Raw genomic sequence first — 14060 nt, forward strand, 5'->3', positions numbered from 1 at the left:
CCCTGGCGGCGCGGCGTGTGGCGCCGCGCCCGGCTGCTGGTGGTTCCCGCCCTGGCCGCGCTGGCCCTGCCGGCCGGGGCAGCCTTGTCCGCCGACCGGGATTCCCGCCTGGAATTCCGCCTGGGCGAGAGCGTGTTCCAGCGCCTCTGGGTGCCGGCGCCCGCCTCGACCCGCTCGGCCGATGGGCTCGGCCCCCTCTACAACGCCCGGGCCTGCGAAAGCTGCCACCCGCGCGCCGGGCGCGGTCCTTCTCCCCCCGGCACGGGCGAGGTGCCGGCGGGGCTGGTGGCGCGCCTGTCCATCCCCGCCGCCACGCCGCCGCAGCGGGCGCTGCTGGAGGAGGGGCGCCTCGGCCTGATCCCCGACCCGCGCTATGGCGCGCAGCTGCAGCCTCTCTCCGCGCCGGGCCTGCCGGGGGAGGGGCGGCTCGCGCCGCGCTGGCAGGAGCACCGCGTCACCCTGGCCGACGGGCTGGTGGTGGCGCTGCGCCAGCCGCGCCCCCGGCTGGAGGAACCTGGCCATGGCCCGCCCGATCCGGGTCTGCGCCTTTCGCTCCGGCTCTCGCCGCCTCTGCTCGGCCTCGGCCTGCTGGAGCAGGTGCCGGAGGCGGAGATCCTCGCCGCCGCCGATCCGCAGGACCGCGATGGCGACGGCATCCGCGGCCGGCCCAACCGCGTCGCCGGCGGGCGGCTCGGCCGCTTCGGGTGGAAGGCGACGGAGCCGGACCTGCCGGAACAGGCCGCCGCCGCCTTCGCGCTCGACCTTGGCCTCTCGACGCCGCCGCGCCCGGACCCCTGGGGCGACTGCACCCCGGCCCAGCCCGCCTGCCGGCAGGCGCCGCATGGCGGGGCAGCGCCCCACCAGCCCGAGGTGGCGCCGGCATTGTTCGCCCTGACCGTGTTCTATGCCCGCAACCTCGCTCCTCCGCCCCGCCGTGCCGTGGAGGCGCCCGGGGTGCGCCAGGGCGAGGCGCTGTTCGGCGCGCTGGGCTGCGCCGCCTGCCACCGCCCGCGGCTGGCGACGGCCGGCGGCGCGCCCATCGCCCCCTATACCGACCTGCTGCTGCACGACATGGGGGAAGGCCTCGCCGATGGCCACGCCGAGTGGCAGGCGGGCGGGCAGGACTGGCGCACCGCGCCGCTCTGGGGCCTTGGCCTGGCCACCGCCCGCCCCGGCGGTGCCGGGCTGCTGCATGACGGCCGCGCGCGCTCGGCGCCGGAGGCCATCCTGTGGCATGGTGGCGAGGCCCGGCAGGCCCGCGACCGGGTGCTGGGCCTTCGCGCCGAGGACCGCGCCGCCCTGCTGACCTTTCTGGATTCCCTCTGATGCCGCTCGCTCGCCGCGCCCTCCTGTCCTTCGGCATCCTGGCCGTGCCGCTGCGGCTGCTCGCCCCCGGCACGGCGCGCGCCGCGCCGGACGAGGCCGCCTTCCGCGCCCTCAACCGCGCGGCGGTGGAGCAGGTGCTGCTGCCCGCCTACCGGCGCTTCGCCGAGGCCACGGCCAACCTCGCCGCGCGGCTGGACGCGCTGGCCCGGACCCCGCAGGAGCAGCCGGCGCTGGAGGCGGCGCGGGAAGGCTTCGCCCGCGCCATGCTGGCCTGGCAGGAGATCCAGCATGTGCGGGTGGGGCCGGCGGAGCTGTTCAGCCGCCACCCGCGCATCCAGTTCTGGCCCGACCCGCGCAACGCCATCGGGCGGGACCTCTCCGCCGCCATCGCGGCGCGCGACCCGGCGGCGCTGGAGGCCCGCGCCAACGCGCTGGGGCAGGTGACGACGCAGGGCCTGCCGGCGCTGGAGCGGCTGCTCTATGGCGAGGAGGCGGTGGCGCGGCTGCGCGCCGGCGATGCCGAGGCAGCCTATAGGGGCGCCCTGCTGCGCGCCATCGGCGGCAATCTCTCCACCCTGGCGCAGGACATGCTGGCCGGCTGGACCGGCGGCGAGACCCCCTACGGCGCCGCGCTCGCCGAGCCGCGCCCGCCCTACGCCACGCCGCAGGAGGCGACGCTGGAGCTGTTCAAGGCGCTGCACGCGGCGGTGGAGATGGTGGCAGACCGCAAGCTGACGCGTGCTCTCGGCAGCTCGGCCGGCACGGCGCGGGCGCAGCTGCTGGAGGCATGGCGCAGCGGCCTTTCGGGGCAGGCGGTGCAGGCCAACCTCGCGGCGGCGCGCGCACTCTATGAGAGGGCCTTCGCCCCCGCCCTGGCGGCCGGCGGCGAGGCGGAGCTGAAAGGGCTGCTGGACCGTGCCTTCGCCCAGCTCGGCGCCTCGGCCGCGGCGATGCCGCTGCCGCTGGAGGCGGCCATCGGCGACCCGGCCCGGCGCGAGGCGGTGGCGGTGGTGCAGCGGGAGGCGGCGGCGCTGAAGGCGCTGCTGGCCCAGCGGCTGGCGCCGGCGCTCGGCATCCCGCTCGGCTTCAACGCGCTGGACGGGGACTGACCGGGTGCGCCGCCGCGACCTGCTGCTGGGCGCCCTGCTGGCCTCCGATCTCGCCTCCTGGCCGCGGCGCCCGGCGCGCGGCGCCTCGCCCCTGGTGCTGGGCGCCTGGCGCGTGCCGGGGGAGGGGGACCATGCCGGCGCCTTCGCCCCCGGCGATGGCGGCGTGCCGCTCGACCTGCGGCTCACGGCCCGCGCGCATGGCTTCGCCGCGCATCCCGCCCGGCCGCTGGTGGTGGTGTTCGGCCGCCGCCCGGGCTGGGAGGCGCTGGTGGCCGACCTCGCCACGGGCACGCTGCGGCAGGGCTTCGCGCCCCCGGAGGACCGGCATTTCAACGGGCATGGCCTGTTCGCGCCGGATGGCAGGCTGCTCTACGCCACCGAGACGCGGGTGGCGGACGGCGCCGGGCTGATCGGCGTCTACGACGCCACGGACGGCTTCCGCCGCGTGGCCGAGTTCGCGACCGGCGGGCGGGACCCGCACGACATGCGCCTCGCGCCCGGGGGCGCGGCGCTGGTGGTGGCCAATGGCGGCATCCTGACCCACCCCGATGCGCCCCGGGCGAATCTCGACCCGGCGGGCATGGACCCGTCCCTGGTGCATCTCGACCCGCGCGACGGGCGCGTGCTGTCCACGGCGCGCTTTGCGCCGGCGATGAACCGGCTCTCCATCCGCCATCTGGCGCCGGTGCCGGGCGGCACGGCGGTGGCCATGCAGTTCGAGGGCGACGAGGCGGAGGCCGTGCCGCTGCTGGCGGTGCAGCGGGGCGAGGGGGCGCTGCGTCCGCTGGCGCTGCCGGAGACGCTGCGCGCCGCCTGCCGCAACTATATCGGCAGCGTCGCCACCGACTCCGCCGGGGCGGTGCTGGCGGCCACCAGCCCGCGCGGCGGCGTGGCGCTGTTCTGGGATCTGGCGGCGGGGCGCGCGCTGGGCTCGGTGCCGCTGGGCGATGTCTGCGGCGTGGCGCCGGCCGGCGCGCCGGGGCGCTTCATCCTGGCCAGCGGCCATGGCGCGCTGCTGGAGGCCGATGCCCGCAGCGGCGCCACGCGCCCGCTGCCGGGGCCGCGCGGCGCCTGGGACAACCACCTGCTGCGTGTCGGGTGAGCGGGGCGGCTGTTGACACGGGCCGCAAACCGCGCATCTCCCCGCGCGAGGAAACGGCCAATTCACCTGCCACCAGGGATGCCTCATGGAAAACCCGCCGAATCAGCCGCCCGCCGGCAAGCCGGATGACCTCGACACGCTGTTCGATGGCTACCGCCGCTTCCGCGCCGAGGTGTGGCCGGAGCGCCGCCGGCTGTTCCAGGACCTGGCGCGGGACGGGCAGAGCCCGCGGGCCCTGGTGATTGCCTGCTCCGACAGCCGCGTCGATCCGGGCATGGTGTTCAACGCCGCGCCGGGAGAGCTGTTCATCGTCCGCAACGTGGCCAACCTCGTGCCGCCCTATGAGCCGGACCGCTCCTACCACGGCACCAGCGCGGCGCTGGAATTCGGCGTCTGCGTGCTGAAGGTGCCGCGCATCATCGTGCTGGGGCATGCCATGTGCGGCGGCGTGCAGGCGCTGCTGCGCGGCTTTCCACCCGGGGCGCAGGATTTCGTCGAGCCGTGGATGACCGGCATCGCGCAGGAGGCGCGCCGCCGCACCCTGGCCTGCGAGCCGACCGACGCCGAGGCCGCCCAGGCGCAGTGCGAGCTGGAGACCGTGAAGCTCTCCCTGCGCAACCTGATGACCTTTCCGTGGGTTGCCAGCCGGGTGGCGGAAGGGACGCTGGCGCTGCATGGCGGCTCCTTCGACATCCGCACCGGCGTTCTCTCCTATCTGGCCGAGGATGGCAGCTTCACGGCGGTGGCTTGAAAAAGGCCGAATTTAACCGCATTCGCGGCGCCTGATCGGGGCCGGTCAGCGTCAGCGGGGCCGGGCGCGCAACCCGCCGCCCCCCCGCGCGTTCGCTGGTCGCCGCCGGAAAGGGAGTTGCCTGCTGTGAACCGCCGCGACGCCATGCTCGCCGCCTTGTCCCTCTCCACCGTCTTCCTGGCGGAGGAGACGACCCATCTGTCCGAGGCCCAGGCGGCAAGTCCCGACGAGACGCCCTTCGACCCCGGCACGGTGCGCGAGACGGCGCGGCGCCTGGCGCAGCAGCCCTACAAGGCGCCGCCCGACGGCCTGCCCTCGGGCCTCACCGACCTGACCTACGACCAGTACCGCGACATCCGCTACCGCCCGGCGCAGGCGCTGTGGCGCGAGGGCGGGCTGCCCTTCCAGGCGCAGATGTTCCACCGCGGCTTCCTCTACAAGTCGCGCGTGGACATGTACGAGGTGGCGGGCGGCATGGCGCGGCCCATCCGCTACAGCCCCGAGCTGTTCGACTTCCAGAACATGCCGCGCCCGGCGGCGGAGGATCTCGGCTTCGCCGGCTTCCGCCTGCACGCGCCGATCAACAGGGCGGAGTATTACGACGAGGTCTGTGCCTTCCTCGGCGCCAGCTATTTCCGCGCCGTGGCGCGCGGCCAGATCTACGGCCTCTCGGCGCGTGGCCTGGCGATCGGCACGGCTGACCCGAAGGGCGAGGAGTTCCCGCTCTTCCGCGCCTTCTGGATCGAGCGCCCGCGCGAGGGGGTGAACGCCATCACCGTCCACGCGCTGCTCGACAGCCCCTCCTGCGCCGCGGCCTTCCGCTTCGGCATCCGCCCCGGCCGCGTCACGCTGTTCGACGTGGAATCCACCATCTTCCCGCGCGTGGACATGGCGACGGCCGGCGTCGCGCCGCTGACCAGCATGTTCTGGTTCTCGCCGCTGAACCGTGCGGGGCGCGACGACTGGCGCCCGGCGGTGCATGATTCCGACGGGCTGCTGATGTTCACGGGCCGCGGCGAGCGCGTCTGGCGCCCGCTGAACAACCCGCGCGACCTGCAGCTCTCCGCCTTCGGCGATGTCAACCCGCGCGGCTTCGGCCTGATGCAGCGGCGGCGGGATTTCGACAGCTACGAGGACCTGGAGGCACGCTACGAGAAGCGCCCGAGCCTCTGGGTGGAGCCGATCGGCGACTGGGGGGAGGGGGCGGTGCAGCTGGTCGAGATTCCGACCAGCGGCGAGATCCACGACAACATCGTCGCCTTCTGGCGCCCGAAGGACCCGCTGCGCGCCAAGGGCGAGTACCGCTACACCTTCCGCCTGCACTGGTGCGACGAGGCGCCGGGCAGCCCGGAGCTGGGCCGGCTGATGTCCACCCGCTCCGGCGCTTCCTGGACACAGGGCGGGCGGCTCTTCGTCATCGACGCCACCGGCGGCGCGCTGGACAACCTGGCGCCGGATGCGAAGCCCGAGGCGCTGGTGACGGCCAGCCGCGGCGAGGTCCGCAACGTGGTGGTGCAGCGCAACCCGGAGACCCAGGGCTGGCGCATCAGCTTCGACCTGTTCCCCGGCGATGCGCGCGCCGTCGAGCTGCGCGCCGAGCTGAAGGCCGGCCCCGAGGCGGTGGCCGAGACGCTGCTGTACCGATGGACGGCGTGACGCGGCCGGCTGCCGCCCCTCCGGCGCCTGGAGAGGAGGGCTGGCGGGCCCTGCCGCCGGAGGCGCCGCTGGCGATGCCGGTGCAGTCGCTCCGCGCCCGCCCCACGGTGCGGCCGGGCGGCCGCCCCTCGCAGCTGACGCTGGTCTGGCTGCGGCGGCTGCTGGTGATCGGCGCGGCGATCGCGCTCACCGCCTTCGCCGCGCGCGAGATGTGGCTGGTGCTGGGCAGCGGCAAGCCCACCGCCCTGCAGGGCATCGTGCTGGTGCTGTTCGTGGTGCTGTTCGCCTGGATCGCGCTGTCCTTCAGCAGCGCGGTGTGCGGCTTCCTGCGCCTGCTGGCGGGGCCGGACCGGCGGCTCGGCATCGCCCCCGATGGCCCGCCGCCGATGCCCGGCGTGAAGACCGCGCTGCTGATGCCGACCTACAACGAGGACCCCTCCCGCGTCATGGCGGGCCTCCAGGCGATCCATGAATCGCTTGCCGCCGCCGGCGCGCTGGAGCGGTTCGACATCTTCATCCTCAGCGACACCACCCAGCCCGAGATCTGGGTGGCCGAGGAGGCCGCCTTCCTGGCGCTCCGCGAGCGCACGGGCGACCATGGCCGCATCTTCTACCGCCGCCGCGCGAAGAACACGGAGCGCAAGGCCGGCAATATCGCCGACTGGGTTCGCCGCTGGGGCGATGCCTACCCGCAGATGCTGGTGCTCGACGCCGACAGCGTCATGGAGGCCGACACCATCCTGCGCCTGGCCGACGCCATGGAGCGCCACCCGGATGTGGGGCTGATCCAGACCCTGCCGATCATCGCCGGCGGCAACACGCTGTTCGCGCGGATGCAGCAATTCGCCGGCCGCGTCTATGGCCCGCTGATCGCCGAGGGCATCGCCTGGTGGCACGGGGCGGAGGGCAATTACTGGGGCCACAACGCCATCATCCGCACCCGCGCCTTCGCCGATGCGGCCGGCCTGCCGGAGCTGCACGGCCGCAAGCCCTTCGGCGGCCACATCATGAGCCACGATTTCGTCGAGGCGGCGCTGATGCGGCGCGCCGGCTGGGCCATCCACATGGTGCCCTGGCTGCGCGGCACCTATGAGGAGAGCCCGCCCTCGCTGATGGACCTCGCCATCCGCGACCGGCGCTGGTGCCAGGGCAATCTGCAGCACGCGTCGGTGCTGCCGGCGCGCGGGCTGCACTGGGTCAGCCGGCTGCACCTGCTCACCGGCATCGGCAGCTACATCACCGCGCCGATCTGGCTGCTGTTCCTGGTGATGGGCGTGGTGCTGGCCATCCAGGCGCGCTTCATCCGCCCCGAATACTTCCCCGCCGGCCCCAGCCTCTTCCCCGACTGGCCGGTGGTCGATCCGGTGCGCGCCATGTGGGTGTTCATCGGCACCATGGCGCTGCTGCTGGCGCCGAAGCTGATGGCGTGGTTCGCGCTGCTGTTCCATGCGCGGGACCGGCGCGGCAGCGGCGGCGCCATCCGCGCCTTCCTCTCGATACTGGTGGAGACGCTGGTGGCCGGCCTGCTGGCGCCGGTGACGATGCTGACCCAGTCGGTCGATGTGGTGGGCATCCTGCTCGGCCGCGACTCCGGCTGGAACGCGCAGCGGCGGGACGATGGCAGCCTGCCGCTGGGGCAGGTGGCGCGGCTCTACTGGCGGCACACGCTGTTCGGCCTGGCCTTCGGCGGCGCCGCCTGGCTGGTCTCGCCCTATCTGGCGCTGTGGATGTCGCCCGTCGTGCTGGGGCTGGCGCTGGCCATCCCGCTGGCAGCGCTGACGGCGCGGCGCGACATCGGCGTCGGGCTGCGGCGCCTCGGCCTGCTGCTGACGCCGGAGGAGCGGGAGACCCCAGTCGTGCTGGCCCGCGCCCGCCAGCTTCAGCAGGAACTGACGGCGGCGGCGCCGGAGCCGGATGTGCTGCGCCTGTTCCGCGAGCCGGCGCTGCTGGAGGCGCACCGGGGCATGCTGCCGCCGCCACGCCGCCCGCGCCTCGACCCGCTGGACACGGCGCTGCTGCTGGGCCTCGCGCGGCTGGAGGAAGCGGAGAGCCTGGCGGAGGCCACCCGCCTGCCGCGGGCCGAGCTGGCCGCCGTGCTGGCCGATGCGCGCGGCCTGCGCCGGCTGGAGGCCCTGGCCGCCGGCGGGGCCTGAGCCGGCGGCCTTCCGCGCCCCGCTTATCCCAGGATGTCGAGGCTGTCCTCCACCCGCTCCTGGCTTTCATGGCCGGCGCTGCCGTTGGCCTCGTAGCGGTGCTGGATCGTGGCGAAGGCGGTGGGCGGGGTCGCCTCGGCGGGGTTCTCCCCGCCATCCGGCGCTTCCGGCATCGGGAAGGTGGCGCCGGCCGGGGCGCGCCCGCCGGTGTCGGCGCCCGCATTGCCGCCGCCCCCATGCTCGCCATCCGTGTGGCTGGTGGCGGCGACGTGCCGGGCCGCCAGGGCGCGGCGCTGCTCGGCGCGCCGCATCTCGGCGCCAGCGGCATGGCCGGCGGCGACGAAGCCATGGGCCCGGATGGCGATGTCGAACATGAGGAAGCTCCCCGCTCTGCGGCCCCCGGGCCGGTCGTCTCAGGAACTGGCGTTGGCGCAGCCTACGAGAACGCGGTTAGGAAAGGATGAACCGCCGCCGGTCCCGCCCGGGCGGGGCGGGGGCCTCGACAAGCCGCCGCCCCGGACGCAGTTTGACGGCCACCAATCGGAACGAGGGGGTGGCGATGCACAACACCGAGGAAATCTGGCGCCTGGTCGAGGCGCATCAGGACGCCTTCATCGAGCTGAGCGACCGCGTCTGGGGCATGCCGGAGCTGGCCTATGCCGAGTTCCGCTCCGCCGCCGAGCACAAGGCGGCGCTGGAGGCGCATGGCTTCCGCGTCACCACCGAGCTCGCCGGCATCCCGACCGCAGTGATGGGAGAGGCGGGCGAGGAAGGCCCGGTCATCGCCATCCTCGGCGAGTATGACGCGCTGCCGGGCCTCAGCCAGGAAGCCGGCGTGGCCGAGCATCGCCCGCTGCCCGGCGACGGGGTGGGCCATGGCTGCGGCCACAACCTGCTGGGCGCCGGCGCCATGCTGGCGGCGACCGCAGTGAAGGACTACCTGGAGAAGAACGGCATCAAGGGCCGCGTGCGCTACTATGGCTGCCCGGCCGAGGAGGGCGGCGCCGCCAAGGCCTTCATGGTGCGCGAGGGCTGCTTCCGGGACGTGGACATCGCCATCTCCTGGCACCCGGCGCCCTTCGCCGCGGTGAACGAGGCGAACTCGCTGGCCAATTGCCGCATCGACTTCTCCTTCGTCGGCCGCTCCAGCCACGCCGCCGCCGCGCCGCATCTCGGGCGCTCGGCGCTCGATGCCGTCGAGCTGATGAATGTCGGCGTCAACTACATGCGCGAGCACATGCCGAGCGACGCGCGCATCCACTACGCCTATCTCGACGCTGGCGGCATCGCGCCGAACGTGGTGCAGGGCACGGCCAAGGTGCGCTACCTGATCCGCGCCACCGACCTGCCGGGGCTGCAGGCGCTGATCGCCCGCGTGCGCAAGATCGGCGACGGCGCGGCGCTGATGACCGAGACCAGCGTGACCACCAAGGTGGTCTCCGCCGTCTCCAACCTGCTGGCCAACACGCCGCTGGAGCGCGCCATGCAGGACCAGCTGGAGCATCTCGGCCCGCCGCCCTTCGACGACGAGGACCGCGCTCTGGCCGCCGAGTTCCAGAAGACCCTCTCGGACGAGGACATCGCCAGCGCCTTCAAGCGGATGGGCGTGCCGGTGCGCAAGGGCGTGCCGCTGGCCGACCAGATCATCCCGCTCGAGGCCAAAGGCGCGGCCATGGTGGGCTCCACCGATGTGGGCGACGTCTCCTGGGCGGTGCCCACCGTGCAGGCGCGCGGCGCCACCTATGCCATCGGCACGCCGGGGCATAGCTGGCAGCTCACGGCGCAGGGCAAGTCGGGCATCGCGCACAAGGGCATGGTGCATGTGGCGAAGGTGATGGCGGGCGTCGCCGTCGAGGCGCTGCGCGACCCGGGCCTGATCGCCCGTGCCAAGGCCGACCACGCCGCGCGCACCGAGGCGACCCCCTATGTCTGCCCGCTGCCGCCGGAGCTGAAGCCGCCGGTGAAGATGGCCATGCCCGGCTGAAGCCGGGCGGCAAGGTCCGGCGGCCACGCGCTGCCGGATCGCTCCAGGCGCGATAAGCACGCATCGTAATAAAATCTAAAGGTTCGATCCAGCCCTTCGCTTCGGATATGGTGGCCGCACCATTCACCGGCGGAGACGATGCCCGTGGCATCAACCCTCACCTACAGCGTGTCCAACCAGTGGAGCGGCGGCTTCATCGGCAATCTTGCGGTGCAGGGCGGGGCAGGAGGGCTGAATGGCTGGACCATCGCCTTCGATGCCGGATTCGAGATCACCAATCTCTGGGGCGCCGAGATCGTCAGCCATGTCGGCACCCGGTATGTGCTGCGCAGCCTGAGCTGGAACGCGGTGGTGCCGCCCGATGGCACCGTCAGCCTGGGCTTCCAGGCGGCCGGCAGCGCCGCCAGCCTGCCCCAGGGCCTGAGCCTGAACGGCATGCCCACGACGGGTGGCGACACGCCGCCCGCCCTCTCCATCACCGATGCCAGCGTGATGGAAGGCGGGGATGGCACGCGGGAGCTGGTCTTCACCGTGACGCTGGACCGCGCCGCCGCAACGGCGGTGACGGTGAACTACGCCACCACCGATGGCACCGCGGCCGCCGGCGTGGACTACACCGCGCTGCAAGGGCAGCTGACCTTCGCTGCCGGCGAGACCAGTAGGACCATCCGGGTGAAGGTGCTGGGCGACACGGCGGTGGAGGCGGACGAGACGCTGCTGCTGCGCCTCTCCGCCCCCTCCGGCGCGACGCTGGCCGATGCCGAGGCCACCGGCACCATCCGCAACGACGACACCGCCCCGCCGCCGCCCCGCATCGCCATCGGCGACGCCAGCGTGGTGGAGGGCGACCCGGCCGGCACGGGCGGAGGCGGCGGGGCGGCCGGCGCCCTCAGCACGCGGGGCAACCAGATCGTCGACGCCGGCGGGCAGGCGGTGAAGCTGGCGGGGGTGAACTGGTTCGGCCTGGAATCGGCCAACCTGGCGCCGCACGGCCTCTGGGCGCGCGGCTACAAGGAGATGATGGACCAGATGAAGGCGGAGGGCTTCAACACCATCCGCCTGCCTTTCTCCTCCGAGCTGCTGCACAGCAACGCCGCGCCCAACGGCATCGACTTCTCGAAGAGCCCCGAGCTGCAGGGCCTCTCCGGCCTGCAGGTGATGGACCGCATCATCGACTACGCCGGCCAGATTGGGCTGCGCATCATCCTCGACCACCACCGCAACAGCGCCGGCGCCGGCACCTCCGGCAACGGGCTGTGGTACGAGGCGGGCTATTCTGAGGCGCAGTGGATCGCCGACTGGTCGATGCTGGCGGCCCGCTATGCGGGCAAGCCGGCCGTGGTCGGCGCCGACCTGCACAACGAGCCCTACAACGGCAACTGGGGCGGCGGCGGCGCCAATGACTGGGCGGCGGCGGCCGAGCGGGCGGGCAATGCCGTGCTCGCCGCCAATCCGGACTGGCTGATCATCGTCGAGGGCATCGGCACCTACCAGGGCAGCAACTACTGGTGGGGCGGCAACCTGATGGGCGCCCGGGACCGGCCGATCCAGCTCTCCGTGGCCGACAAGCTGGTCTATTCGGCGCATGACTACCCGAATTCCATCCATGCCCAGCCCTGGTTCCAGCAGCCCGGCTTCGAGGGCCAGCTGGCGGCCAAGTTCGACCAGATGTGGGGCTATCTCTACCGCGAGAACATCGCCCCCGTGCTGCTCGGCGAATTCGGCACCAAGCTGCAGGACCCGAAGGACCTGCTCTGGCTGGAGGCGATCACCGGCTACCTCTCGGGCGACCTCGACCTGGATGGCGACCGCGACATCGCCGCCGGCCAGCAGGGTGCGAGCTGGACCTGGTGGTCCTGGAACCCGAATTCCGGCGATACGGGCGGCATCCTCGCCGATGACTGGCGCACGGTGATCGAGGCCAAGATGCAATGGCTCGAGCCGTTGCAGTTCGACCTTGGCGACCTGCCGGCCGGCGGGGAGACGGATGGCTGCGGCCGGACCATGCTCTTCACTGTCACGCTTTCCGCCCCGGCGGCGGAGGCGGTGCTGGTGGACTGGACCACGCAGCCCGGCACCGCGGGCCTGGCCGACTTCACCGCCGCCGCGGGCACGCTGCGCTTCGAGGCGGGGGAGACCAGCAGGACCATCGCCGTCGCCATCGCCGCCGATGTGCTGCATGAGGCGGATGAGACTTTTTCGGTCGTCCTCTCCAACCCGCGCGGCGCCACGGCCGGCGACATGAGCGGCACCGGCACCATCCTGGATGACGATGCGGTGGCGCCGCCACCCCCGCCGCCGGTCGAGGATGGCGGGCTGGAGGGCAGCGTCTCGGTGGTGAACGCCTGGGCCGGCGGCTTCCAGGCCAGCGTCGCGCTGACCAACGAGGGCAGCGGCGCGGTGCAGGGCTGGCAGTTGCGGATCGACACGCCCTACGAGATCACGCAGATCTGGAACGCCGAGATCGTCTCGCACGATGCCGCCGGCTACGTGATCCGCAACGCCGCCTGGAATGGCGGCATCGCCGAGGATGCCACGGTCAGCTTCGGCTTCCTGGGCCAGGGCGCCGGTGCCCTGGCCTCGCTCGACCTGGTGCTCTGAGCCGGCCTGCCGGCCTCGGCGCGGAAGGGAGGGGAGGGAGCCGGGGAGGGACTCCCTCCGGCTCCCGCTGTCAGAGGATCTTCGCCTCGAAGGGCGGCTGCAGGTCCGGCGTCTCGAACTCCAGCACCCAGAGATCCGGGTCGCGCTTCACCTGCCGCTCCACATAGGCTTCCGCCACCGGCTCCGGCACCGGCGCGGGGCCGGTGCCGCGCATCCAGGCCGGGCGGCCCTCGCCGTCGCGCGCCTGGCTCAGCACCACGCAGCCCTCCCGCCCCCGCAGCACGCACAGGATGCCGCCCGAATCCGGGTCTCCCTTGCGCAGCACCATGCCGGGCTGCCCGGCCATGTCGGCCAGCCGCAGCGCCATCTGGGCCCAGAGGCCGGCTTTGACTTTTGCTTCCATGGCGGCAGAGGGTCATGCCTCGCCATGCTCATGCAAGCCCCTTTGCGGGGGGCGCGGGGGAAGCGCTTGCGGGCCGGCGCGCGGCGCGGCATTCACCCCCCGGCGGCAGGCCGGGATGGCCGGGGCAAGAGGAACAGGACATGACGGGCAAGGTGCAGCAGCCGGTGCGGATGACCGAGGGGCAGCGGGCCTATGAGGCGAAGCGCGCCGCCAAGGCGGGCGTGAGCCTGGAGAAGTGGCTGTCGATGAAGACGCAGGACCGCGAGGCCCTGGCCGCGCGCACGGCCAAGGCCGCCGAGCCGGTGAAGAAGCCCGGCTTCTTTGCCCGCCTGCTGGAGCGGGCGCAGAAGCCGATCGGCTGAGCCGCCGCGCGGGCGGCCTTCAGCCCCGGGCCGCCGGTCGCGTGCCGCCGGGCGGGGGCAGGCCCGGCAGCATGCGCCGCAGCGTGTCGTCGCCCCGGCCCCAGTGGTGCCAGAGGGCGGCGGCGGCGTGCAGCGCCACCAGCAGGCCCAGCGCCAGGGCCATCCAGCCATGCAGGGCGGTCAGCAGCGGGGCCAGGGCCTCGTGCCGGCCGAGCGGGCTGGGGAGGGGGACGAGCCCGAACCAGCGCAGCGGGAAGCCCCAGGCATTGGTGGCCAGGAACCCCACCACCGGCATGGCCAGCAGCAGCGCGTAGAGCGCGGCATGGGTGGCGAAGGCGGCGCGGTGCAGCAGCGCCGGCGGCGGCGGGCGGATCGGCGGCGGCGGGTGGCGGCGGCGCCAGACCAGGCGCAGCAGCGTCAGCAGCAGGACGCTGATGCCGAGGCTCTCGTGAATGTTGTAGAGACGGAGCTTGAGGGCCTCCTCCTGCGGCGGCGCCCAGGCGATCCAGAGGCCCAGCACGGCGATGGCCAGCACAGCCAGCGCGGTGGCCCAGTGCAGCAGGCGTGCGGTGCGGGTGTAGGGCATGCGGCTTTCTCCGGCGAACGACGATAC

Annotated in this window: 12 protein-coding genes; 9 read left to right on the plus strand and 3 right to left on the minus strand. The window is 73.6% G+C overall.

Annotation, left to right across the window (positions count from 1 at the left end):
- The first annotated feature begins 15 nt into the window (after positions 1 to 15).
- The 6 genes from CR165_RS01275 to mdoH all read left to right on the plus strand — a co-directional run bounded on the left by CR165_RS01275 (position 16) and on the right by mdoH (position 8097).
- Positions 16 to 1326 carry a di-heme oxidoredictase family protein gene (locus CR165_RS01275; RefSeq protein ID WP_109515137.1) on the plus strand — a complete coding sequence of 437 codons (1311 nt, stop codon included), beginning with the start codon at positions 16 to 18 and terminating at the stop codon, positions 1324 to 1326.
- The gene (locus CR165_RS01280; protein WP_109515138.1) at positions 1326 to 2435 is read left to right on the plus strand and encodes an imelysin family protein; all 1110 of its coding nucleotides are present in this window, start codon (positions 1326 to 1328) and stop codon (positions 2433 to 2435) included. The genes CR165_RS01275 and CR165_RS01280 overlap by 1 nt, the downstream gene beginning before the upstream one ends.
- Positions 2436 to 2439: 4 nt before the next feature.
- The gene (locus CR165_RS01285) at positions 2440 to 3537 is read left to right on the plus strand and encodes a DUF1513 domain-containing protein (protein ID WP_109515139.1); all 1098 of its coding nucleotides are present in this window, start codon (positions 2440 to 2442) and stop codon (positions 3535 to 3537) included.
- A gap of 85 nt (positions 3538 to 3622) precedes the next feature.
- Entirely contained in the window at positions 3623 to 4288 is a 666-nt protein-coding gene (locus CR165_RS01290) for a carbonic anhydrase (RefSeq protein WP_109515140.1), read from the plus strand.
- A 144-nt stretch (positions 4289 to 4432) separates the two neighbouring features.
- A complete protein-coding gene (locus CR165_RS01295; RefSeq protein ID WP_109515462.1) occupies positions 4433 to 5944 on the plus strand; it encodes a glucan biosynthesis protein in 1512 nt (503 codons plus the stop codon).
- Entirely contained in the window at positions 5932 to 8097 is a 2166-nt protein-coding gene (gene mdoH, locus CR165_RS01300) for a glucans biosynthesis glucosyltransferase MdoH (RefSeq protein ID WP_109515141.1), read from the plus strand. The genes CR165_RS01295 and mdoH overlap by 13 nt, the downstream gene beginning before the upstream one ends.
- A 23-nt stretch (positions 8098 to 8120) precedes the next feature.
- Here the strand turns inward: mdoH and CR165_RS01305 are convergent, their stop codons facing one another.
- The gene (locus tag CR165_RS01305; protein WP_109515142.1) at positions 8121 to 8471 is read right to left on the minus strand and encodes a hypothetical protein; all 351 of its coding nucleotides are present in this window, start codon (positions 8469 to 8471) and stop codon (positions 8121 to 8123) included.
- Between the two features lie 185 nt (positions 8472 to 8656).
- Between CR165_RS01305 and CR165_RS01310 the strand changes: the two genes are divergently transcribed.
- Positions 8657 to 10081 (plus strand): M20 family metallopeptidase, encoded by a 1425-nt coding sequence (locus CR165_RS01310; RefSeq protein WP_109515143.1) that lies wholly within the window; start codon positions 8657 to 8659, stop codon positions 10079 to 10081.
- A gap of 144 nt (positions 10082 to 10225) precedes the next feature.
- Complete coding sequence (locus tag CR165_RS01315; protein ID WP_219929656.1) at positions 10226 to 12682, plus strand: cellulase family glycosylhydrolase; 2457 nt, start codon at positions 10226 to 10228, stop codon at positions 12680 to 12682.
- Positions 12683 to 12752: 70 nt separating this feature from the next.
- Here the strand turns inward: CR165_RS01315 and CR165_RS01320 are convergent, their stop codons facing one another.
- On the minus strand, positions 12753 to 13085 hold the full coding sequence (locus tag CR165_RS01320; RefSeq protein WP_109515145.1) for a DUF1491 family protein: 333 nt from the start codon (positions 13083 to 13085) through the stop codon (positions 12753 to 12755).
- A 140-nt stretch (positions 13086 to 13225) separates the two neighbouring features.
- On the opposite strand from CR165_RS01320, the gene CR165_RS01325 reads away from it, so the two are divergent.
- Positions 13226 to 13447, plus strand: coding sequence for a hypothetical protein (locus CR165_RS01325; protein ID WP_109515146.1), 222 nt, complete (start codon positions 13226 to 13228; stop codon positions 13445 to 13447).
- Between the two features lie 19 nt (positions 13448 to 13466).
- Here CR165_RS01325 and CR165_RS01330 read toward each other — a convergent pair whose 3' ends face one another.
- Positions 13467 to 14033: a cytochrome b gene (locus tag CR165_RS01330; RefSeq protein WP_109515147.1), complete on the minus strand. Its 567-nt coding sequence runs from the start codon at positions 14031 to 14033 to the stop codon at positions 13467 to 13469.
- Positions 14034 to 14060: the final 27 nt, after the last annotated feature.

It is taken from the genome of Teichococcus aestuarii, from assembly GCF_003116135.1.
Classification (GTDB): domain Bacteria; phylum Pseudomonadota; class Alphaproteobacteria; order Acetobacterales; family Acetobacteraceae; genus Pseudoroseomonas; species Pseudoroseomonas aestuarii.

What these genes read in the sequence shown, in the direction of transcription:
- CR165_RS01280 (WP_109515138.1), top strand. Translation starts at nt 1,326, where the DNA reads ATGCCGCTCGCTCGCCGCGCCCTCCTGTCCTTCGGCATCCTGGCCGTG.
- CR165_RS01290 (WP_109515140.1), top strand. Translation starts at nt 3,623, where the DNA reads ATGGAAAACCCGCCGAATCAGCCGCCCGCCGGCAAGCCGGATGACCTC.
- CR165_RS01295 (WP_109515462.1), top strand. Translation starts at nt 4,433, where the DNA reads ATGCTCGCCGCCTTGTCCCTCTCCACCGTCTTCCTGGCGGAGGAGACG.
- mdoH (WP_109515141.1), top strand. Translation starts at nt 5,932, where the DNA reads ATGGACGGCGTGACGCGGCCGGCTGCCGCCCCTCCGGCGCCTGGAGAG.
- CR165_RS01305 (WP_109515142.1), bottom strand. Translation starts at nt 8,471, where the DNA reads ATGTTCGACATCGCCATCCGGGCCCATGGCTTCGTCGCCGCCGGCCAT.
- CR165_RS01310 (WP_109515143.1), top strand. Translation starts at nt 8,657, where the DNA reads ATGCACAACACCGAGGAAATCTGGCGCCTGGTCGAGGCGCATCAGGAC.
- CR165_RS01320 (WP_109515145.1), bottom strand. Translation starts at nt 13,085, where the DNA reads ATGGAAGCAAAAGTCAAAGCCGGCCTCTGGGCCCAGATGGCGCTGCGG.
- CR165_RS01325 (WP_109515146.1), top strand. Translation starts at nt 13,226, where the DNA reads ATGACGGGCAAGGTGCAGCAGCCGGTGCGGATGACCGAGGGGCAGCGG.
- CR165_RS01330 (WP_109515147.1), bottom strand. Translation starts at nt 14,033, where the DNA reads ATGCCCTACACCCGCACCGCACGCCTGCTGCACTGGGCCACCGCGCTG.